This window comes from Bradyrhizobium sp. CCBAU 53415 (assembly GCF_028128735.1).
Lineage (GTDB): Bacteria > Pseudomonadota > Alphaproteobacteria > Rhizobiales > Xanthobacteraceae > Bradyrhizobium.
This window is the reverse complement of record NZ_LBJF01000022.1, coordinates 113,139-134,276: the sequence shown is the minus strand read 5'-3', so window position 1 is coordinate 134,276 and position 21,138 is coordinate 113,139. Positions and strand designations below refer to the sequence as shown.

Annotated in this window: 23 protein-coding genes; 10 read left to right on the top strand and 13 right to left on the bottom strand. The window is 63.6% G+C overall.

Features of this window, described 5'->3' with window-relative positions; all coding sequences use genetic code 11:
• Nucleotides 1-15 precede the first annotated feature (15 nt).
• The 6 genes from XH87_RS15115 to hisB form a co-directional block, all read right to left on the bottom strand.
• Nucleotides 16-339, bottom strand: a complete 324-nt coding sequence (locus tag XH87_RS15115) for a phosphoribosyl-ATP diphosphatase (RefSeq protein WP_035712060.1) — start codon at nt 337-339, stop codon at nt 16-18.
• A 78-nt stretch (nt 340-417) separates the two neighbouring features.
• Nucleotides 418-1,191 (bottom strand): imidazole glycerol phosphate synthase subunit HisF, encoded by a 774-nt coding sequence (gene hisF, locus XH87_RS15110; protein WP_035712057.1) that lies wholly within the window; start codon nt 1,189-1,191, stop codon nt 418-420.
• Between the two features lie 10 nt (nt 1,192-1,201).
• Nucleotides 1,202-1,939 carry a 1-(5-phosphoribosyl)-5-[(5-phosphoribosylamino)methylideneamino]imidazole-4-carboxamide isomerase gene (gene hisA / locus XH87_RS15105; RefSeq protein ID WP_271587991.1) on the bottom strand — a complete coding sequence of 246 codons (738 nt, stop codon included), beginning with the start codon at nt 1,937-1,939 and terminating at the stop codon, nt 1,202-1,204.
• A complete protein-coding gene (gene hisH / locus XH87_RS15100) occupies nt 1,936-2,586 on the bottom strand; it encodes an imidazole glycerol phosphate synthase subunit HisH (RefSeq protein ID WP_035712054.1) in 651 nt (216 codons plus the stop codon). Before hisH ends, hisA begins: the two co-directional genes overlap by 4 nt.
• Nucleotides 2,583-3,113: a DUF2628 domain-containing protein gene (locus tag XH87_RS15095; protein ID WP_271587899.1), complete on the bottom strand. Its 531-nt coding sequence runs from the start codon at nt 3,111-3,113 to the stop codon at nt 2,583-2,585. The genes hisH and XH87_RS15095 overlap by 4 nt, the downstream gene beginning before the upstream one ends.
• Before the next feature lie 69 nt (nt 3,114-3,182).
• A complete protein-coding gene (gene hisB / locus XH87_RS15090; RefSeq protein ID WP_271587898.1) occupies nt 3,183-3,776 on the bottom strand; it encodes an imidazoleglycerol-phosphate dehydratase HisB in 594 nt (197 codons plus the stop codon).
• A 239-nt stretch (nt 3,777-4,015) separates the two neighbouring features.
• Between hisB and hslV the strand changes: the two genes are divergently transcribed.
• From hslV to XH87_RS15065, 5 genes are read left to right on the top strand one after another with little or no spacing between them, the layout of a single operon-like run.
• Nucleotides 4,016-4,576, top strand: a complete 561-nt coding sequence (gene hslV, locus XH87_RS15085; RefSeq protein ID WP_271587897.1) for an ATP-dependent protease subunit HslV — start codon at nt 4,016-4,018, stop codon at nt 4,574-4,576.
• A gap of 30 nt (nt 4,577-4,606) precedes the next feature.
• Nucleotides 4,607-5,065 carry a GNAT family N-acetyltransferase gene (locus XH87_RS15080; RefSeq protein WP_271587990.1) on the top strand — a complete coding sequence of 153 codons (459 nt, stop codon included), beginning with the start codon at nt 4,607-4,609 and terminating at the stop codon, nt 5,063-5,065.
• Nucleotides 5,062-5,679: a DUF2585 domain-containing protein gene (locus XH87_RS15075; protein WP_271587896.1), complete on the top strand. Its 618-nt coding sequence runs from the start codon at nt 5,062-5,064 to the stop codon at nt 5,677-5,679. The genes XH87_RS15080 and XH87_RS15075 overlap by 4 nt, the downstream gene beginning before the upstream one ends.
• Before the next feature lie 53 nt (nt 5,680-5,732).
• Nucleotides 5,733-7,037 carry an ATP-dependent protease ATPase subunit HslU gene (gene hslU / locus XH87_RS15070; protein ID WP_035712039.1) on the top strand — a complete coding sequence of 435 codons (1,305 nt, stop codon included), beginning with the start codon at nt 5,733-5,735 and terminating at the stop codon, nt 7,035-7,037.
• Nucleotides 7,038-7,065: 28 nt separating this feature from the next.
• Nucleotides 7,066-8,094, top strand: coding sequence for a hypothetical protein (locus XH87_RS15065; RefSeq protein ID WP_271587895.1), 1,029 nt, complete (start codon nt 7,066-7,068; stop codon nt 8,092-8,094).
• Between the two features lie 209 nt (nt 8,095-8,303).
• On the opposite strand, the gene XH87_RS15060 is transcribed toward XH87_RS15065, so the two are convergent.
• From XH87_RS15060 to XH87_RS15050, 3 genes are read right to left on the bottom strand one after another with little or no spacing between them, the layout of a single operon-like run.
• Nucleotides 8,304-8,894 (bottom strand): Smr/MutS family protein, encoded by a 591-nt coding sequence (locus XH87_RS15060; protein ID WP_271587894.1) that lies wholly within the window; start codon nt 8,892-8,894, stop codon nt 8,304-8,306.
• The gene (gene mltA, locus XH87_RS15055; protein WP_271587893.1) at nt 8,891-10,420 is read right to left on the bottom strand and encodes a murein transglycosylase A; all 1,530 of its coding nucleotides are present in this window, start codon (nt 10,418-10,420) and stop codon (nt 8,891-8,893) included. The genes XH87_RS15060 and mltA overlap by 4 nt, the downstream gene beginning before the upstream one ends.
• The gene (locus XH87_RS15050) at nt 10,398-11,105 is read right to left on the bottom strand and encodes a Tim44/TimA family putative adaptor protein (RefSeq protein WP_035712030.1); all 708 of its coding nucleotides are present in this window, start codon (nt 11,103-11,105) and stop codon (nt 10,398-10,400) included. The genes mltA and XH87_RS15050 overlap by 23 nt, the downstream gene beginning before the upstream one ends.
• 397 nt (nt 11,106-11,502) lie before the next feature.
• Between XH87_RS15050 and secB the strand changes: the two genes are divergently transcribed.
• Entirely contained in the window at nt 11,503-11,988 is a 486-nt protein-coding gene (gene secB / locus XH87_RS15045; protein WP_100233246.1) for a protein-export chaperone SecB, read from the top strand.
• Here the strand turns inward: secB and dnaQ are convergent.
• Genes dnaQ through XH87_RS15025 form a run of 4 tightly spaced genes read right to left on the bottom strand, consistent with a single transcriptional unit; the run spans nt 11,979 to nt 14,808 of the window.
• Nucleotides 11,979-12,701: a DNA polymerase III subunit epsilon gene (dnaQ, locus tag XH87_RS15040; protein WP_271587892.1), complete on the bottom strand. Its 723-nt coding sequence runs from the start codon at nt 12,699-12,701 to the stop codon at nt 11,979-11,981. The two genes, secB and dnaQ, sit on opposite strands and share 10 nt — an antisense overlap.
• Nucleotides 12,702-12,728: 27 nt before the next feature.
• Nucleotides 12,729-13,328, bottom strand: a complete 600-nt coding sequence (gene coaE, locus XH87_RS15035; protein WP_035712022.1) for a dephospho-CoA kinase — start codon at nt 13,326-13,328, stop codon at nt 12,729-12,731.
• A 23-nt stretch (nt 13,329-13,351) separates the two neighbouring features.
• The gene (locus tag XH87_RS15030) at nt 13,352-13,960 is read right to left on the bottom strand and encodes a Maf family nucleotide pyrophosphatase (RefSeq protein WP_271587891.1); all 609 of its coding nucleotides are present in this window, start codon (nt 13,958-13,960) and stop codon (nt 13,352-13,354) included.
• A gap of 8 nt (nt 13,961-13,968) precedes the next feature.
• Entirely contained in the window at nt 13,969-14,808 is an 840-nt protein-coding gene (locus XH87_RS15025; protein ID WP_035712018.1) for a pyruvate, water dikinase regulatory protein, read from the bottom strand.
• Nucleotides 14,809-15,267: 459 nt separating this feature from the next.
• On the opposite strand from XH87_RS15025, the gene hemJ reads away from it, so the two are divergent.
• The 4 genes from hemJ to mnmG all read left to right on the top strand — a co-directional run bounded on the left by hemJ (nt 15,268) and on the right by mnmG (nt 21,131).
• The gene (hemJ, locus tag XH87_RS15020) at nt 15,268-15,702 is read left to right on the top strand and encodes a protoporphyrinogen oxidase HemJ (RefSeq protein ID WP_158669355.1); all 435 of its coding nucleotides are present in this window, start codon (nt 15,268-15,270) and stop codon (nt 15,700-15,702) included.
• A gap of 250 nt (nt 15,703-15,952) precedes the next feature.
• Complete coding sequence (gene rho / locus XH87_RS15015) at nt 15,953-17,218, top strand: transcription termination factor Rho (RefSeq protein WP_061880048.1); 1,266 nt, start codon at nt 15,953-15,955, stop codon at nt 17,216-17,218.
• Between the two features lie 311 nt (nt 17,219-17,529).
• Nucleotides 17,530-18,885, top strand: a complete 1,356-nt coding sequence (mnmE, locus tag XH87_RS15010; protein WP_271587890.1) for a tRNA uridine-5-carboxymethylaminomethyl(34) synthesis GTPase MnmE — start codon at nt 17,530-17,532, stop codon at nt 18,883-18,885.
• A 365-nt stretch (nt 18,886-19,250) separates the two neighbouring features.
• Nucleotides 19,251-21,131: a tRNA uridine-5-carboxymethylaminomethyl(34) synthesis enzyme MnmG gene (mnmG, locus tag XH87_RS15005; RefSeq protein WP_271587889.1), complete on the top strand. Its 1,881-nt coding sequence runs from the start codon at nt 19,251-19,253 to the stop codon at nt 21,129-21,131.
• Nucleotides 21,132-21,138 lie beyond the last annotated feature (7 nt).

Genomic DNA, 21,138 nt, shown 5'->3' with positions numbered 1-21,138 from the left:
TTTCCGTTGCTTCGATCAATCGCTCTTGCGCGACGCCTTTTCTTCCAACCCTGACATCGACGTGCGCTTGCCGAGCGCAGCCTCGACCTCTTCCAGCTTTATGCCGCGTGCTTTCAAAAGCACAAGGAAATGATAGAGCAGATCCGCGCTTTCGGCGATCAGATGCGCGCGGTCGTTTTCGACTGCTGCGATTACGGTTTCGACTGCTTCCTCGCCGAACTTCTTGGCGCAATGTTCGGCGCCCTTGTCGAGAAGCTTGCGGGTATAGGAGGCCTCGCCGCCAGCCGCAGCGCGGGCATCGATGGTCTCGACCAGATCGTGGATCGTGAAACGCGGCATCGGACCTACTCAGAAACACATGAGGCCACGGAGGCCATTTCCCAGCCTGTTTTGTAGCATTTTTGCAGGCGGGAGTCGTCAGGCATCGAGGCGCATCGGCAGCCCCCGCCGCGCCATGTGCTCCTTGGCTTCGCGGATGGTGAATTCCCCGAAGTGAAAGATCGAGGCGGCCAGCACGGCCGTGGCATGCCCATCGCGGATACCGTCGACGAGATGGTCGAGATTGCCGACGCCGCCGGAGGCGATCACGGGAACGGGAACGCTGTCGGCGATCGCCCGGGTCAGCGAAATGTCGAAACCCTGCCTGGTGCCGTCGCGATCCATCGAAGTGAGCAGGATTTCGCCGGCACCGAGCGCGACCACCTCCTGGGCATATTCGATGGCATCGATGCCGGTCGAGTTGCGGCCGCCATGGGTAAAGATCTCCCAGCGGTCACCGCCGGGGCGCTTGACCCGCTTGGCGTCGATCGCGACCACCACGCACTGCTCGCCAAATTTTTCGGCGGCTTCCTTGACGAACTCGCGCCGCGCCACCGCGGCGCTGTTGATCGAGACCTTGTCGGCCCCCGCGCGCAGCAGCGTCTTGATGTCGTTGACCTCACGTACGCCGCCGCCGACGGTGACAGGCATGAAGCAGGCTTCCGCCGTGCGCCGGACCACGTCCAGCATGATGCCGCGGTTCTCATGGGTCGCGGTGATGTCGAGGAAAGTGAGCTCGTCCGCGCCGGCGGCATCGTAGGCGATCGCGGCTTCGACGGGATCGCCGGCATCGCGCAGATCGACGAAGTTGACGCCCTTGACGACGCGGCCATCCTTGACGTCGAGGCAGGGGATCACGCGCACCTTGAACATCCGATGTCTCCTAGGCAGCGCGCGCGTTGCGGATCAAGGTGAGGGCGGCGGCGGGATCGAGCCGGCCGTCGTAGAGCGCGCGGCCGGCGATCGCGCCGGCGAGCTTTCTGGCGCTTGGCGTCAGCATCGCCTTGACGTCCTCGATCGAGGCAAGGCCGCCGGAGGCGATCACCGGAATCGAGATGGCATCGGCCAGCGCGATGGTCGCGTCCAGGTTCAGGCCCTTGAGCAGGCCGTCGCGCGCGATGTCGGTGAAGACGATGGCGGCGACGCCGGCATCCTCGAACCGCTGTGCGATTTCCAGCACCGTCACCTGCGAGGTCTCGGCCCAGCCTTCGACCGCGACCTTGCCGTCGCGCGCATCCAACCCGACCGCGACGCGGCCAGGGAATTTCTTCGCGGCAGCCTTCACCAGCTCGGGATCGCGCACCGCGGCGGTGCCGATGATGACGCGGGTGATGCCCTTGTCGAGCCAGGCTTCGACGGTCTTGAGATCGCGAATGCCGCCGCCGAGCTGCACCGGGATCTTGATCGTCTTCAGCATCGCCTCGACAGCCTCGGCATTTACCGGCTTGCCGGCAAAGGCGCCGTCGAGGTCGACGACGTGGAGATATTCAAAGCCCTGCTCGACGAAGCTCTGCGCCTGCGCGGCCGGATTGAGGTTGAACACGGTCGCGCGCGCCATGTCGCCTTGCTCGAGGCGCACGCACTGGCCGTTCTTGAGGTCGATTGCCGGAAAGAGAATCACGGTTTCCATCGCAAAAAGTTCGAGATCAGGGCCAGACCGAAACGCTGGCTCTTCTCGGGGTGGAATTGTGTGCCGATGGCGGTGTCCTTGCCGACGATCGCGGTGACAGGCCCGCCGTAATCGGCGCGCGCGAGCACGTCCGCCTCGTTGGCGGCATTGAGGTGGTAGGAGTGCACGAAATAAGCGTGCTGCCCCTTGGGGCCGAGCGGAAGCTTGTTCAGCACCGGATGCTCCTGCAGCAGGTCGAGCGTGTTCCAGCCCATGTGCGGGATCTTCAGGCTCTCGTCGCGCGGCGTGATCTTCTCGACGTCGCCGCCGATCCAGTTCAGGCCTTCGGTGATGACATGCTCCTTGCCGCGGCTCGCCATCAGCTGCATGCCGACACAAATGCCGAAGAACGGCCGCGCCTTGACGCGCACCGCTTCGGTGATCGCCTCCACCATGCCGTTGACGGCATCCAGCCCGCGTCGGCAATCGGCGAAGGCGCCGACGCCCGGCAGCACCAGGCGATCGGCTTCATAGGCCTGATCCGGGTCGCTGGTGACGAAGATCTTTTGCGGGGTCTCCAGGCTGCGCGCGGCGCGCTCGAAAGCTTTCGCGGCGGAATGCAGATTGCCGGAACCGTAATCGATGATGGCGACGCTCATCTTGACCCTCCCGGCTCTGGAAACAATCCAATGATGCCGCCGGCCGGAATGGGCGGCGGATTCGAGAATGGCTGACCCGGCACACCGCGGGTCGGCGGCGGACCGCCGCGATCGACGGCCCATTGATCGCCAGCGATGCCGTGCTGCTTCTGGCTCCAGCGCTCGAAGAAGCGGCGCTCGGCGGTGTCGCCGTCGGCGGCGACCACCACGTCGAGCTGCCGCCAATTGCCGCGCGACAACGTCCAGCGACGCAGGCTCGAGGCCTCGAAACCCATCAAGAGCGCGACGACGAGATTGGCAAAGACGATCGAAGAGCGTCCGACACCGAGGCTGTTCAGCCCCGCGCTGAACGCCGCCGTGAAGAGCACCCAGCCAATCAGGGCCAGCCACAGCCGATTCCACAGCAGCCAGAAGGGGCCGAAGATCATCGCCCAGAAATGAAAACCGTCGCGCACGAACACGAATTTGTCGGTCGCGCGCAGATCGGCTCCAGCGGGGGAGGGAGCATGAACTGTGTAGACAGGCATGGTGATGCCCCGTTCTCAAGGATTCAGTGATGTTGCAAGCGGCACGTGCCGCCGCCGGCCGAAAAGACGTCAGCCGCCGAGCGAGCCCTTGGTGGACGGGATTTCGCCCGCCGCCTTCGGATCGATCGCGACGGCGGTACGCAGCGCCCGCGCCAGACCCTTGAAACAGGATTCGGCGATATGGTGGCTGTTATCGCCATATAGGGTCTCGACGTGGAGAGTCACGCCGGCATTGATGGCGAAGGCCTGGAACCACTCACGCACCAGCTCGGTGTCGAACTCACCGATCTTGTCGCGGGGGAAGTCGGCCTTGAACACCAGGAATGGGCGGCCCGAGATGTCGATGACCACGCGCGACAGCGTCTCGTCCATGGGCATGTGCACGCCGGCATAGCGGGTGATGCCCGCCATGTTGCCGAGCGCCTGCTTGACCGCCTGGCCGAGCGCGATGCCGGTGTCTTCGGTGGTATGGTGATAGTCAATGTGCAGGTCGCCCACCGCCTTGACCGTGAGGTCGATGCGGGAATGGCGGGCGAGGAGATCGAGCATATGGTCGAAAAAGCCGATGCCGGTCGCGATATTGGCCACGCCGGTGCCATCGAGGTTCACGGTGACCTCGATGTCGGTCTCCTTGGTCTTGCGCTTGATCGTCGCGGTGCGCATTGAAAGCTGGCTTTCACCTTCGTTTGAGCATGACCCTCTCGGAAAACCGGTACCCGGTTTTCCGGGCCATGCTCGGAGCCGAAAACGGCGGTCTTTTAACAGCCAAATGACGCCTTCGCTACTGCGGGAACGGCTGGAAGGACCTCTACTTCTGCCTATGGTGAGTGAAATTCGGTCCGGAACGGCCCGTTGTGCGCCCGTCCCCGACCGCCTAAATCAGGCCGGATAACGAGGTACTCATGCAGAATTCCCAAAACAGCTCGCCGGGCTGGCACGGCACCACGATTTTGACGGTCCGAAAGGGCGGCAAGGTCGTGGTCGGCGGCGACGGCCAGGTCTCGATCGGCCAGACCGTGATCAAGTCCAACGCCAAGAAGGTCCGCAAGCTCGGCAAAGGTGACGTGATCGGCGGCTTTGCCGGTGCGACCGCCGATGCCTTCACCCTCTTCGAGCGCCTGGAGGCCAAACTCGAGCAATATCCGGGACAGCTGACCCGGGCCGCGGTCGAGCTCGCCAAGGACTGGCGCACCGATCGCTATCTGCGGCGGCTGGAGGCCATGATGATCGTCGCCGACAAGGACGTCTCCCTGGTGCTGACAGGCACCGGCGACGTGCTTGAGCCCGAGGCCGGCGTGATGGCGATCGGCTCCGGTGGCAACTATGCCCTCGCGGCGGCTCGGGCCCTGCTCGACACCGACAAGGACGTCGAGACCATCGTCCGCCGCTCCCTCGACATTGCCGCCGACATCTGCGTCTACACCAACCGGAATGTGACGATCGAGAGCCTGGCGACCGGCTAGGCGACGGTGCCCGCCTACACCTTCCGCCCGATGGCTGCAGCCGACCTGCCACTGATCCGGCGGTGGCTGGGGGAAGCCCATGTGCGGGAATGGTGGGGCGATCCGGACGAGCAGTTGGCGCTGGTGAGCGGCGATCTCGACGAGCCGGCGATGGACCAATTCATCGTCTTGGCCGCCGACAAGCCCTTCGGCTATCTTCAGTGCTACCGCCTGACCGCCTGGAATACGGGCTTCGGGCCGCAACCGGAGGGCACGCGTGGCATCGACCAGTTCATCGGCGACGGCGACATGATCGCGCGCGGCCACGGCTCGGCGTTCATCCGCGCATTCGTCGACGGGCGATTGCGGCAGGGCCTGCCGCGCGTCGTCACCGATCCGGATCCGCTCAACGCGCGCGCCATACGCGCATACGAGAAGGCCGGCTTCGTCCGCGACCGCATGGTCGAGACGCCGGACGGGCCGGCGCTGTTGATGGTGCGCGAAGCATGAGGCTGGCGCATGCGCAGAAGAGCAAGGTCGCATTTCCGCCGCTCGCCTGGGCCGGTGTCGCGCTGTTATTGCTCGTGCTGCAAGCCTCGATCCTGTTCGCAATGGGCCGGGTGCCGATCTGCACCTGCGGCACCATCAAGCTCTGGCATGGCGTGGTGAACAGCTCGGAGAATTCCCAGCACATCGCCGACTGGTACAGCTTTTCGCACGTGCTGCACGGCTTCCTGTTCTACGGCTTGACCTGGCTGCTGTTCGTTCGTTCGCCGTTCCTGACCTTGTCGTGGCCCGCCCGCCTCATCATTGCGATGCTGATCGAGGGCGCCTGGGAGATCGTCGAGAACTCGCCGTTCATCATCGAGCGCTATCGCGCCGGCACGATCTCGCTGGATTATTATGGCGACAGCGTCGTCAATTCGGCTTCGGACACGCTGTTCATGGTGCTGGGGTTCCTCGCCGCGCGCGTGCTGCCGGTCCCGGTCACTGTCCTGCTCGGCCTCGCCTTCGAGGTCATGCTGGCGCTCCATATTCGCGACAATCTGACGCTCAACGTCCTGATGCTGATCCATCCGATCGAGACCGTGAAACAATGGCAATCGGGCCCTCCGATCATCTGACAGCCAAAAAAAGCGGCTTGTCCCGGCCCGCATCTGACCCTAGCTAAGCACACATGACAGACTTCTCCCCCCGCGAAATCGTTTCCGAACTCGACCGTTTCATCGTCGGCCAGGGCGACGCCAAGCGCGCCGTCTCGATCGCGCTGCGCAACCGCTGGCGCCGGCAGCAGCTCGAAGGCTCCCTGCGCGAAGAGGTGCTGCCCAAGAACATCCTGATGATCGGCCCCACCGGGGTCGGCAAGACGGAAATCGCGAGACGGCTCGCAAAACTCGCGAATGCGCCGTTCCTGAAGGTGGAAGCCACGAAGTTCACCGAGGTTGGCTATGTCGGCCGCGACGTCGAGCAGATCGTGCGCGATCTCGTCGAGGTTGCGATTGCCCAGGTGCGCGAGAGGAAGCGCAAGGACGTGCAGGCGCGCGCCCAGCTCGCCGCCGAGGAGCGCGTGCTCGACGCGCTGGTCGGCGCCAATGCCTCTTCGGCGACGCGGGAATCCTTTCGCAAGAAACTGCGCGCCGGCGAGCTCAACGACAAGGAAATCGAGATCGAGACGCAATCGTCCGGCGGCGGCATGCCGATGTTCGAAATCCCGGGCATGCCGGGCGCGCAGATGGGCGCGATCTCGATCGGCGACATCTTCGGCAAGCTGGGCGGCCGCAGCAAGACGCGGCGGCTCACGGTCGAGGGCTCGCACGAAATCCTCGTCAACGAGGAATCCGACAAGCTGCTCGACGCCGACCAGCTGACGCTGGAGGCGATCAGCGCGGTCGAGAACAACGGCATCGTGTTCCTGGACGAGATCGACAAGATCTGCGCGCGCGAAGGCCGCGTGGGCGGCGACGTCTCGCGCGAGGGCGTGCAGCGCGATCTGTTGCCGCTGATCGAGGGCACCACGGTCTCGACCAAGCACGGCGCGGTCAAGACCGACCACATCCTGTTCATCGCCTCCGGCGCCTTCCACGTCGCAAAGCCGTCCGACCTGCTGCCGGAATTGCAGGGCCGCCTGCCGATCCGCGTCGAGTTGCAGGCGTTGACCCGCGACGACATGCGCCGGATCCTGACCGAACCTGAGGCCTCGCTGATCAAGCAATATGTCGCCCTGATGCAGACCGAGGGCGTGACGCTCGACATCACCGACGGCGCGATCGACGCGCTCGCCGACGTCGCGGTCGCCGTCAATTCCACCGTCGAGAACATCGGGGCGCGGCGGCTCCAGACCGTGATGGAGCGGGTGCTGGACGAGATCTCCTTCACCGCCCCCGACCGCAGCGGCGAGACGGTCAAGGTGGATGCCGATTTCGTGCAGAAGCACGTCGGGGACCTCGCCAAGAACGCGGATCTGAGCCGGTTCATTTTGTGATTTCGGGCGGTCACGCTATTGATGCGGCGTGACCGTACGCATCCTGCAAAACCCCTGGCGTCTGCTGCTTGCGGTCAATGCCGTCGTCATCGTCGGCGTGTTCGTCCACAAGATCCAGCTGCCGCCTTACGTCCCCTACATTCACCTCCTCGTCGACTATCATTTCGGCTTCATCAAGCGCGCGCTGATCGGTGCGGTCGTCGCACTGTTCACGGCGAAGGTGCCGGTCTGGCTGGTGTTCGCGCTCGGCGGGGCGACGTGGCTGGCGACATCAGCGCTTTACGCAAGGCTGTTTCAGAACACCTTTGGCTTCACCGCGAGAACGCTGCCGCTCTTCGTCTTCACCGCGGGCTCGCTGCTGTTCGTTGCCACGGCCGCGCTGTTCTCGATCATTCTCGTGCTGATCCATCACATTCATCTCCTGATGTATGTGCCGACGATCGTCACCATCGTCGTGATCAGGCACTACCTCGCCCATGGCTGCAACCGCACCAACATCGCTTTTGGCGCCATCGCCCTCGTCGCCGTCTCCGCGCTGTTCCTTGCTGCGCAATTCCTGGGAACGATGCCGATCCCCGAGGCGGATTTCGTCGGCTATCTGAAGACCCGGATGGCCGATCCGTCGCGGACAGACCTGCTGCAATTCGCCTACATCTGGTACCAGCCGCTGGCGAAGGAGATTTCGGACACCTGGGGCCGGCTGCCGCACAACATCCTCGGCGTGCCCGTGTTCGCACTCTTGATCTGGCTGCACACGCCGCTGTGGCGCTTCTTCGCAAGCCTGATCGGCGCGCTCGCCAGCGATCTGCACAAGCGGCTCGTCATCGCCGCGCTGATCGGGATCAGCCTCGCCTATCTCGTGATGTTCGCGATGGTGTTCGACTATTCGCGCTGGATCTCGAACTGGGCGGTCTGCATGTTCCTGATCCTGCATGCGGTGAAGATGCTGCCGGCCGCTCGAGAGACAGAGCTGATCCCGGCGGAGGATCGGAAGACCAACATCTCCGGCTTGGTCATCACCTTGATCCCGCGTGTTGGCATTGTCCGACCGTTTTAGAGATGAGCTCTCTCCGTTCCCTCCCCCCTTGTGGGCGAGGGTCAGGGAGGGGGGTGCCACACGGGGATTCTGTCCATCGCGCGTCCCTACGCTGCATCATCAACAGCCTGCACCTTTTGCTGAGCTACCCCCCTCCCTAGCCCTCCCCCACAAGGGGGGAGGGAACGCACCTCCGTCGCGGAGCGCGTCGAGGTCATTCCGTGAGATTCTCAAAATCTCGCCCGCCTGATCCGCACATACAGCGCGCCCTCGCCGCCGTGTCCGACGTGCGCAGTCTCGAAGCCGACGACGAAGGCGCGGAATTCCGGGAGGCTGAGCCATTCCGGCACCTGGCGGCGAAGCACGCCGCTTTCGCCGCCGCTGCGGCCCTTGCCGGTGATGACGAGCACGAAGGTGAGGCCGTCATGATGGGCGCGGTGCAGGAAGCCGGTCAGCGCGCGATGGGCGCGCGTCTGCGTCATGCCGTGCAGATCGAGCCGCGCCTCGATCTCGCTGCGGCCGCGCGAGAGCTTGGTCCGCTCGCGCTTGCCGAGCGGCGCCAGGGGCGGAACGGTCGGCTTCGTCACGCGCGGCGCTGGCGCGGCGGCGACGGGCCGCGGCGATGACGCGGGTCGCATGGCCGGACCGGCGGGTGACGGCTCGGAGCGCGGCGCGGCGTGCGCCTTTGGCACGCGGTGTTTCCGCAGCGGCTTGACCTGTCTTGCGACTGTATCCCACAGCTCGCGCTCCTCCTCGCTCAGCGGGCGACGGCGCGGCGAGGGGCGGGGCTCCAGCACGGGCGGACGGGACGATCGTTTCATTGCTGCCGATGAGGACGATTCTTCACCGGTCGACGCGGCTCAAAGGCAGGGTCGATCGCGGGACGCGGCACCGGTAGCGGAACAGGGCCGGCGATGGCAACCGTTTCGTTCTTGCCTTGCGCCGCGGCGGCAGCAGGCGTGCCCGTCTTTGCCGGGTCGGTTTGCGGAAACAGTTTTGCGATCTTCTCCGAGGGCCTGGGGTCCGGTATCGGCAGCTTCGCCGCGCGCGGGCCGGGATCGAGGCTCTTCGGCACCAGCATCACGAAATGCATGGGATGGCGCAGCCGCCCGGAGATACGGCCTGCTTCCTGGCCAGCACCGAAAAACAGATCGGCGCGCGCAGGCCCGATGATGGCCGAACCGGTGTCCTGCGCAATCATCAAGCGGTGGAACGGCGTCTTGGCGCGTTCGGACTCGATCGGCAGCTCGCCCTCGATGAAGAACGGCGTACCGTAGACATGCAGCGATTTGTCGACCGCGATCGAGCGCCCCGCCGTCAGCGGAATGCCCTGCGCGCCCACCGCCTCGTCCTTGTCGGAGAGGTTGACCTCGCGAAAGAAGATGTAGGCGCGGTTCTGGCGGCGCAGCTCCTTGGCGCCGTCGGGGTTTTGCGCCATCCACTCCCTGATCTTCTGCATCGACATCTCTTCCTTCGGAATGATGCCGCGCTCGATCAGGATGCGACCGACGGCCGTATAGGGATAGCCGTTATAGGCGTCGTAATTGAGCCGAACCGTGCCGCCATCATCGAACTTGATCCGCGCCGAACCCTGGATCTGTGCGAACAGAAGATCGGTCGGGTCCTTCAGCCAGGCGATCTCCAGTCCGCGGCCGGCGATCTTGCCGTCCTCGATCTCGCCGCGGTCGTAATAGGGCACCAGCTTGCGGCGGCCGATCTTGCGATAGACCGGGCCCTTGTTGGGCAGGCTGACCGAATCCTGCCTGTAGCCGCGCACGAACAGATTCGAGGGACGGCGATAGACCGGCACGTTGTAGACGTCGGTCTGCGTGCGCGATCCCTCCAGCACCGGCTCGTAATAGCCGGTGACGAAACCATCAGGCTCGCCGAGGCGCGAGATCCGCAGCGGCGCAAAATTCTCCTCGAAGAAGCTCTTCGCTTTGGCATCGTCGGTGAGATCGAGCGTTTTGGCAGCCCGGCAAGGCTCGCTCAGCGAGGCACCCAATGCCTTGGGTTCGGCCGCACCGTTCTGCGCGTTGATCGACCGGCAGCTGAGACGGAACGTCTTGTAGGCGGCGAGATGATTGTCGTCGCCCCAACCCTTCACGTCCGCCCAGGCCAGCGGCAGATATTGCGCGCCGGGAATTTCGAACGGCAGGAGGAGCTGCGGATAGGGCAAGGCCCGCGGCGGGACGGCAGGCGATTGCGGGGCGTGATGATGATGGCTGCGATGGTGGCGCCTCGCCGCCTCGGCACCGAGCGAAAACGACGACAGCACGACGGCACACGCGCAAAGCGCCGTCGCGCTGTTCTTGAGAAGGACCTTAGTTCGCGCTTCCGGTGCCAACCAGCTTCCAGTTCGGATCGCGAGAGGAGGTGTCGCGGGCGAAAGTCCAGATGTCGGTGATGTCGGCGACCGTGTCGGCGCTGCCGTCGACGATGTTGCCGGCCTTGTCGCGGGTCGCCGAGATCATCTGCGAGACGAAGCGCACGGTGAGCTGGGCGGTACGATCGCGCAGCTCGGCGCCGACGAGTTCGGCCTTGTCGATCGAGACGAAGCGCGTCTCGGTCTTCTGCTCGTTCTTCTCGCGCTCCTTGATCGCGGCGTCGAAGCTTTCATAAACCTCCGACGACAACAGGTCGCGCAGCGCGCGGCGGTCGCCATTGGCGAAGGCCAGCACGATCATCTCGTAGGCGCCGCGGGCGCCCGAGATGAAATGGCGCGGATCGAAGGTGGAATCCCTCTCGACGATGGCATCGAGGCCTTGCGCCAGCGCAGTGCCCGGCTCGGTCAGACCCTTCCAGCGATCGGAGGGCGGGGTCGGCTCGGCCGTCGGCGCCAGCGGGGCCTGGTCGATCACCTTGCCCGGCACGGTCACGACGTTGTTGTCCTGAGCACCCCCCAGCGCATTGCGGGCGGCGGTGCGATCGAACGGCGGCCGCTCGTTGCCCGTGCGCTGCCCCAGCACGCTACGCAGTCTCAGAAAAATAAAGACTGCCAGCGCCAGGAATATGATGGTGTAGATGTCCACGTCGTATCCGCTTTCTGGTCTTTTCAGGGGTCGTTGCCGGGAAAATCAATCCGGCCAGTAGACCGTTCCCTACGGAAACGGCAAGTCTACATCACCGTTTTGGATCCGCGTCTGGTCCGTGGGATGTAGGCACGAAATCTTGCCCGGCCAATGGCGCCTTTTGGCACAGCACCAAGTGTAGCGCGTTTTATGCTTAAGGGGAAACCCGATCCTGCCCGGAAATCGCGCATCTTCAATCGTTTAAGGCGCAATTTCGCGGAAAAGGCAGGATGTACGTCCAAGCCGCGGGCGCGGCCCGAATTCCCGATCCGGGACCGTTCGTCCTTGTGGAACGAGGCGGCCCTATGTTAGCCAACCGCCGCGAAATTCAGCCCCAATCGGGTAAGGAGAGACTTTCATGACCAATGGTAACGGCACCCCTCCCGAGGCGGCCCAGGCTCCCCAGCTCAACGTGCTGGCGCAATATACCAAGGACCTCTCGTTCGAAAATCCCAACGCCCCGAGCTCGCTCCAGCAGCAGGGCCAGCCGCCGCAGATCAACATCCAGATCAACGTCAGCGCCAACAATCTCAGCGAACAGGAGTTCGAAGTGACGTTGTCGGTCGAGGGCAAGGCCGAGACCGCAGGTAAAGTGATGTTCTCGTTCGAGCTCGCTTATGCCGGCGTGTTTCGGATCGTCAACGTGCCCAAGGAGAACCTGCACCCGCTGGTCATGATCGAGTGTCCGCGCCTGTTGTTCCCGTTCGCGCGCGAGATCATCGCGACCGCGGTGCGCGACGGCGGGTTCCCGCCCCTGATGCTGGATCCGGTCGACTTCGTCGGCCTCTATCGCCAGAACATGGAGCGGCAAATGGCCGCTCAGGGTCAAGCTGGTCAGGCCTGACCGGCCGCCGCCGCGGCTGGAGCGGGCAGGTACTCGTTCCAGATCGCCTTGTCGCCAAGTGTCGCGATGAAGGCCCGATGGGCTTCGCGCTCGGCCTCCGAAATCCGTGGCGCAAGCGGCACCGGGCGCTGCCGCCGCGGCGCATCCCCGGCCGCACTGACGCGAATCTCCTGGGTGTCCGAAGCCAGCAGCAGCTGCGACTGTCGCGCCCCGACCAGATCGACATAGACTTCGGCCAGCAGCTCGGCGTCCAGCAGCGCGCCGTGCTTGGTACGGTGTGAATTGTCGATCGCATAGCGCGAGCAGAGATCGTCGAGCCGATTGGACACGCCGGGATGCTTGCGGCGCGCCAGCAGTAGCGTGTCCACCAGCCGCTCGCGCGGGATCGCGGCACGCTTAATGCGATCGAGCTCGGCATTGATGAAGCCGATGTCGAACGAGGCGTTGTGGATCACCAGCGGGGCGTCGCCGATGAACGCAAGAAACTCGTCGGCGACCTCGTGGAACAAAGGCTTCGTCGCCAGGAATTCGGACGACAATCCGTGCACCGCGAAGGCTTCCGCCGGCATGTCCCGTTCAGGGTTGATGTAGACGTGAAAGCTCTGTCCCGTCGGCATGCGGTTCAGGATCTCGACGCAGCCGATCTCGACCAGTCGGTCGCCGCGGAGGGGATCGAGGCCGGTCGTTTCGGTGTCGAGGACGATTTCGCGCATGTCTTGGAAGCCGTGTGGGACGGCGAATCAGGCTCGCCGCTGCGGCATCTTAACGACCTCGGCCAGAATGTGCGCGATTTGCGCCCGCACCGGTTCAAGTCCGTGTGACGTATCCACCACGAAATCGGCGCGCCGACGCTTTTCGGCATCTGGCATCTGCTTGGCGATGATGGCGTCGAGCTTCGCCTCGTCCATCGTGCCGCGCGCCAGCACCCGCTCGCGCTGGAGTTCCGCCGAGGTCGAGACCACGACCACGGCATCCATGCGCTTCTCGCCGCCGGTCTCGAACAACAAGGGGATGTCCAGCACCACGACCGGCGCGCCGGCAGCTTCCGCATCGGCGAAGAATTTCTTCCGGGACTCGCCAAGCATCGGGTGGACGATCTGCTCGAGCTGCTTGATGGCGGCGGGATCGTGTACGACGCGCGCCGACAATTTGGGGCGATCGACCTTGCCGTTCACGGTGGTGCCGGGGAAGGCGGCCTCGATCGCGGGGGCTGCTTCGCCCTCATAGAGCTGATGCACGGCGGCATCGGCATCGTAGACGGGGACACCTGCCTCCGCGAATAATTTCGCGGTGGTGGATTTGCCCATCCCGATCGAGCCGGTCAGTCCGAGGATCCGCATCAAGCCATGGCCAAGTCTGTCATTCACACTGCAACTAGCCGCTCGTGGCGCAGGAACGCAAGCAGCGGCAGCAGCGGCAGGCCGAGAATGGTGAAATGATCACCCTCGATCTGCTCGAACAGATGGATGCCGACGCCTTCGAGCTGATAGGCGCCGACGCTGGTCGTGACGGCATCGCCGGCAGCATCGAGATAGGCCGAAAGCTCGGCCTCGGTCATCTCCCGCATGGTCATGCGGGCGACCGAGACGTCCTCGAAAACGATCCTGCCGTCGCGCGCCACGGCTACGGCGGAATTCAGCTCGTGGCTCTTGCCGGCAAGATCGCGCAATTGCGCCAACGCCTGCATGCGGCCTGCGGGCTTGTTGAAGAGACGGTTGCCGAGGGCCAGCGTCTGATCGGCGCCGACCACGTAGCTTCCTGGATAACCTGACGAAACAGCCTTGGCCTTTTCGCGCGCCAACAACAGGGCGATCTCGCGCGGGTGTGAAAGCCTCGACTCGGCCTGAATGCCGCGCTCGTCGATATCGGCTGTCACGGCCTCGAATTCGAGCCCGGCATTGGCGAGCAGCATTTTGCGCGCGCTGCTTTGTGAGGCCAGGATCAACGGAGATTTGCCGCGCCACACACCCATCGTGCAAACTAGCCCGAGGGACGGTTGCGCTGGCGATCGCTGTAGAGCTTCATGATCGCCGCCGCGGTTTCCTCGATCGAACGTCGCGTGACGTCCAGCAGTGGCCAGTCATGCTTGGCGCTCAGCTTTCGCGCGAACGCGACCTCCTCGGTGACCGACTGCTTGTCGGTGTAGGTGTCGCTGCCGGACTCGGCCCCCATGGACAGCAGGCGATTCTGTCGGATCTGGATCAGGCGTTCGGGCGTCGCGTGCAGGCTGACGACCAGCGGCCGCGTCAACGTCTCCAATTGCGAGGGCACCGGAATGCCTGGAACCAGCGGCACGTTGGCGGTGCGGATGCCGCGGTTGGCGAGATAGATCGAGGTCGGTGTCTTCGAGGTGCGGGACACGCCCACCAGGACCACGTCGGCCTCGTCGAGACCTTCGACATGCTGACCATCGTCATGAATCATCGTGTAGTTCAACGCGTCGATACGCTTGAAATATTCCGCGTTGAGGACGTGCTGGGCGCCGACCCGGCCCGTGGTCGCCGCGCCGAGATAGGCTTCGAACAGCTGCATCACCGGGCCGATGATCGACAGGCTCGGAACGTTGATCTGCTTGCACTTGTCCTCGAGCCTGGCGACCAGATCCTTCTCGAGCAGCGTGAACAGCACGATCCCCGGCGCCTCCTCGATCTCGTCGAGCACGCGGTCGAGCTGCTTCTGGCTGCGCACCAGCGGATAGACGTGCTCGACCGGCGTCACGTTGGCGTATTGAGCCGCGACCGCGCGCGCCACGGTAATGAGCGTCTCACCCGTGGAGTCGGAGACCAGGTGGAGATGGAAATAATTGTTCGAGCTCGGCACCGAAACCCTTTGAATTTCGTTGGGGTGGTTTGTGGATTTCTGTGGAGCTTAACCCCTCGGAAAGGGATGTGCGACACCAGGGGCGGGACAACGGCCGATTTTCTTCACACCGCTGCCCGTCAGGGCAAGTCCGGCACCCTGCCGAGATGGAAACGGGATATCGCGGACAACCCCCTTGATAAGCTGCCGATAGAAACGCACAAGCCTTTGAAGCCGACCGCCTTATCGGAAGTCGCCAGAGCTATCCGGGATATGTGGATGGATGTGAACAAGCGCGCGTGAACTCACGGACGGAATTGCGTGAGTCCAATCCACGGTCACAAAGACTCAAACCTTAAGAATCTAAGATTCTAGATTTGAGGAAGGCGCTACGGACGGGTATGTGTGCAGGGTAAGACCTTAACGGGTTCTTACTATCCCCAGCGCTCCCAGCGTTGGGCGCAAATCCGGGCGCAGAAAATGTTCGAGGACGTCTATCTCTGGATCAAGGCGTTGCATGTGATCGCCGTCATCTCCTGGATGGCGGGCATGCTCTATCTGCCGCGTCTGTTCGTTTATCATTCCGAGGCCGAGATCGGCTCGAAGCAGTCGGAAACCTTCAAGGTGATGGAACGTCGGCTGCTGAAGGCGATCATCAACCCCGCCATGATCGTCACCTGGCTCGCCGGGCTCTATCTGGCATGGTCCGGCCACTGGTTCTCGTTCGGCTGGCTGCACGTAAAACTGGCACTGGTTCTGGCGATGTCGGCGGTGCACGGCTTTTTTTCCCGCTGGCTGAAGGATTTTGCCGCCGACAGGCGGCCGCGGAGCCAGAAATTCTATCGAATAATCAATGAGGTACCGACTGTTCTGATGATCGTCATCGTCGTCATGGTGGTCGTGAAGCCGTTCTAGGCAGGGTGCGCGACGATTAGCTCAGCGCTTCGGCTTGCGGAGCTGGGAGCGATTTTCTATATTGTCGATATCCCACCCAACGCAGGCGGATGTGGTTGTGTCCGAGCTTTCCAGAGGCCGGACACCGCATCAGGTTTGAAGCCTCACCGGCACTTAACCTTGCCAGTCCTGCGGACCTTACCTTCTCACGTCCGCATTTCAGAGCCTCCTCGCGCCCCCCTCTTTCAGGTTACCCCACAGGACCACCCCAATGCGGGAAATCAAACTCCAGGACCTCAAGTCGAAAACCCCGGCTGAGCTCGTCTCGTTCGCGGAAGAGAACGGGGTCGAGAATGCAAGCACCATGCGCAAGCAGGAGCTGCTCTTCGCCATCCTCAAGCAGCTCTCGCTCGCCGAGACCGACATCGTCGGCGAGGGCGTCGTCGAGGTCCTCTCCGACGGCTTCGGCTTCCTCCGCTCGCCGGATGCGAACTATCTGCCGGGCCCGGACGATATCTACGTTTCGCCCTCGCAGATCCGCCGTTTCGGCCTGCGCACCGGCGACACCATCGAAGGCCATATCCGCAGCCCGAAAGAGGGCGAGCGCTATTTCGCGCTGCTGAAGGTCAACACGCTCAATTTCGAGGACCCGGAAAAGTCCAAGCACAAGGTCAATTTCGACAACCTCACGCCGCTGTTTCCGAACCAGCGCTTCCGCATGGAAATCGACGATCCGACGCGAAAGGACCTGTCTGCACGCGTGATCGACATCGTCGCCCCGATCGGCAAGGGCCAGCGCGCGCTCATCGTGGCGCCGCCGCGCACCGGTAAGACCGTGTTGATGCAGAACATCGCCCATTCGATCACGCACAATCATCCCGAATGCTATCTGATCGTGCTCTTGATCGACGAGCGTCCGGAAGAAGTCACGGACATGCAGCGCTCGGTGAAGGGCGAGGTCGTGTCCTCCACCTTCGACGAGCCGGCTGTGCGCCACGTTCAGGTCGCCGAGATGGTGATCGAAAAAGCAAAACGCCTGGTCGAGCATGGCCGCGACGTCGTGATCCTGCTCGATTCGATCACGCGCTTGGGACGCGCCTACAACACCGTCGTGCCGTCATCCGGCAAGGTGCTGACCGGCGGTGTCGACGCCAACGCGCTGCAACGCCCGAAGCGCTTCTTCGGTGCCGCCCGCAACATCGAGGAGGGCGGCTCGCTGACCATCATCGCGACCGCGCTGGTCGATACCGGCAGCCGCATGGACGAAGTCATCTTCGAAGAGTTCAAGGGCACCGGCAACTCGGAACTGATCCTGGACCGCAAGGTCTCGGACAAGCGCACCTTCCCGGCGATCGACATCTCGCGTTCCGGCACCCGCAAGGAGGAGCTCATCACCGATCCGCAGGTGCTCAAGAAGATGTACGTGCTCCGCCGCATCCTCAACCCGATGGGGACGATGGATGCGATCGACTTCCTGCTCGACAAGCTGCGCTCGACCAAGAGCAACTCGGAGTTCTTCGACTCCATGAACACCTGAGTGCAGTGCAGCAAAGGTTCAGAGGGCGCCTTCGGGCGCCTTTTTGTTGCAAGCTTTGCTGCGGCGAGATTGCAGTATGGGGCGCCGTGCCGACGGGTTGCCAGCGTCTGCCAATGTGGTGATATAAAGAAATAATACTTGAATTTCGCTAGCCGAAACCTGGTTCAGGCAGGCGTTCCTGCAGCAAAATACTGCGATTATGTTGCGGTGCAGTAAGACTATTGCTGCGGGATTTTCTGCAGCAAAACCCCGCCGCCGGCCGGGCTGCAAATGGATATTTGCCTTTTCATTGACAGCTGCACAAATAGGCCATGCATCCGCGAGACCAGACCATTTTTGCGCTGTCATCCGGCCGGGCGCCCAGCGCTATCGCTGTGGTGCGCGTATCGGGGTCGCAAGCCAGTACGGTGCTGGCGACGCTCGCGGGCGAGCTACCGCCGCCACGGCAGGCGAGCCGCCGGTTGCTCCGCGACGGCGCGGGCCAGGCGATCGACTATGCCGTCGTGCTCTGGTTTCCGGGACCGGGCAGCGCGACCGGCGAGGACGTCGCCGAATTTCACGTCCATGGCGGCCGGGCGGTGCTGGCGGCGCTCTTTGAACAAATTGCTAATATTCCGAATTCGCGCGCAGCCGAGCCGGGCGAGTTCACCCGGCGCGCCTTCGAGAACGGCAAGCTTGATTTAACTGAAGTCGAGGGACTCGACGATCTCATTCATGCCGACACGGACCGCCAGCGCCGCCAGGCGCTGCGCCAGTTGCAGGGGCTGCTCGGGGATCGCGCGCGCGACTGGCGCGAGCGGATCATCGAGGCATCCGCGCTGATCGAGGCCGGCATCGATTTTTCCGATGAGGGCGACGTGCCCAAGGAGTTGAGGGCGCCGGCGGTGAAGGCGATCGAGGCCCTTCACGATGAAATCGCAAAAGTCCTTGCGGCACAGGGGCATTCTGAACGCCTGCGCGACGGCCTCGTGGTTGCGATCGCGGGCGAGCCGAATGTCGGCAAGTCCACGCTGATCAACCAGCTCGCCCGCCGCGAAGTCGCGATCGTCTCGCCCTATGCCGGCACCACGCGCGACGTCATCGAGGTGCAGCTCGATCTCGACGGCTATCCCGTCACCGTCATCGACACCGCCGGCATTCGCGAGACCGATGACCCCGTGGAGCAGGAGGGCGTGCGTCGGGCGCGGGCGCGAGCCGAGGATGCCGATCTCGTGCTGTGGCTGGTCGAGGGGGAGCAAGCCCCCGATCCGGACGCGGTGCGGTCACTTCGGAAATCGGAAGGCGGCGATCGATCAGAAGGGGCGGTCTGGATCGTCCGCAACAAGATCGACCTTGGCGGGGGCGGGGGAATCCGGCCGAGTGGTGAGTTCGGGATCTCGGCGAGCCGGGGTGATGGGATCCCCGAACTGATGGATGCGCTGGTAAAATTCGCTTCGGAGTTTTTCGGAACTACCGAGGGTGCCCTGGTGACCCGGGCCCGCCAGCGCGACGTGTTGAGCCGGGCCTCAAACAGCTTGCGCCGGAGCCTTGAGCTTGTAGACAACGGTGAGGAGCTCGCCGCTGAAGAGCTGCGTGCTGCTGCTTATGCCCTGGGCCGGCTGCTCGGCCGCGTGGACGTCGAAGACGTCCTTGGTGCCATCTTCCAGAAGTTCTGTATTGGAAAGTAGCATTAGTTCTTCATTGTAGAACTAGCTCTTGTTCCATTGTTTGCGTTTCACGTGAAACGCGTCTTTGCGGTGCAATCCAGCTTATCTCTTCCAGGTGCAGGTGACGCCGTCGTGTTCCAGTCGGCGATGACGCTGCTGAGGTAATCGGCTTAGGAAGATCACTCCCAGCTTTTGGGAGCCCGTTTTCTGTCAATGGGCCGTTTTGTTTCACGTGAAACGAGTTTCCTTTCAACGCTTCCCCTACTGTGCATGGGGTTGTTTTCGCAAAATTGAATTGGGCCGAGGAAACCGTGTTTCACGTGAAACACTCCCGCTTTCCCAGTTTCCTCTTCCGGCTTTCTCGCCTCTGAGCTAGAAATCCGCCCATGCGAACAGAGCGAGAGAGTTTCGACGTCATCGTGATTGGCGGCGGCCACGCCGGCTGTGAGGCCGCGGCTGCTGCCGCGCGAATGGGTGCGACGACCGCTCTGGTGACGCACCGTTTCTCGACTGTCGGCGCGATGTCGTGCAATCCGGCCATCGGCGGTCTCGGCAAGGGTCATCTGGTCCGCGAAGTCGACGCTCTCGACGGTCTGATGGGCCGGGTTGGCGACGCCGGTGGCATCCAGTTCCGTGTTCTCAATCGCCGCAAGGGGCCCGCTGTTCGTGGTCCGCGCGCCCAGGCGGACCGGAAGCTCTATGCGGCTTCCATGCAGACCGCCATCCAGGAAACCAAGGGTCTTTCAGTCATCGAAGGCGAGGCCGACAAGCTGATCGTGGGCGAAGGGCGCGTCACAGGTCTTCGCCTGGCGGATGGTCGGGAGCTTCGGGCAGGGTCGGTTGTGGTCACCACCGGCACATTCCTCCGCGGTCTGATCCATCTCGGCGAGAAGAGCTGGCCGGCCGGCCGTGTCGGCGAGGCGCCCGCCATGGGTCTTTCCGGCTCCTTTGAGCGTGCCGGCTTCACCCTCGGACGGCTCAAGACCGGCACTCCGCCACGTCTGGACGGGACCACGATCGACTGGGCCGCCGTCGAGATGCAGCCCGGAGACGAGCCCCCGGAGCCGTTCTCGGTTATGACGGAGCGGATCACGACCCCGCAGATCCAGTGCGGGATCACCCGGACCACGGCCGCCACCCACGAGGTGATCCGCGCCAATGTCCATCGTTCTCCGATGTACTCAGGCCAGATCAGGAGCTCCGGGCCGCGCTATTGCCCCTCGATCGAAGACAAGATCGTCCGCTTCGGCGACCGCGACGGCCATCAGATCTTCCTGGAGCCGGAAGGGCTCGACGATACGACCGTATATCCCAACGGGATCTCGACCTCGCTGCCGGAGGAGGTCCAGCTTGCGATCGTCGCCAGCATTCCAGGCCTGGAGCGGGTGAAGATGGTCCGCCCGGGCTACGCCATTGAATACGACCACATTGATCCCCGTGAACTCGATCCGACCCTCCAAACCAAGCGCCTGCGTGGTCTGTTCCTGGCCGGGCAGATCAACGGCACCACGGGGTATGAAGAGGCCGCCGGGCAGGGCATCGTGGCCGGCCTGAACGCTGCGCTCTCCGCCAGTGGGGCCGCGCTGACGGTGTTCGACCGGGCTGACGGCTATCTCGGCGTGATGATCGATGACCTCGTCACCCGCGGGATCAGCGAGCCCTATCGGATGTTCACCTCCAGGGCTGAATATCGTTTGACGTTGCGGGCCGACAATGCGGACCAGCGCCTGACCGAGAAGGGAATCGCCTTGGGATGTGTCGGCAGTGCTCGAATCCGGCACCACCGTACCAAGATGCACGCCCTGAACGCAGCCCGGATGCTGTCGAAGTCCCTGAGCATCACTCCGAACGAGGCGATCAAGCATGGCCTGTCCCTGAACCGGGATGGCCAGCGGCGGTCGGCCTTCGAGTTGATGGCGTATCCAGACATCGGCTGGAGCCAAGTCCGCGCGATCTGGCCGGAGCTGGCGGCGATTGATCCCGTCATTGCGACCCATCTCGAGATCGACGCGAAGTACGACGTCTATCTGGAGCGCCAGAGCGCCGACGTCGAAGCGTTCCGGCGCGACGAGGGGATGGTGCTGTCGGACATCGATTACCAGCAGGTCCCGGGTCTCTCCAACGAGGTCCGTGCCAAGCTGGAGAAGGCGCGGCCGTTCACCGTTGGCCAAGCCGGCCGGATCGACGGCATGACGCCGGCGGCACTCGGTATCCTCGCGGCCTACCTCCGCCGCGAGGCACGGAAGACCTCGAAGGCGATCGCCTAGGCATTTC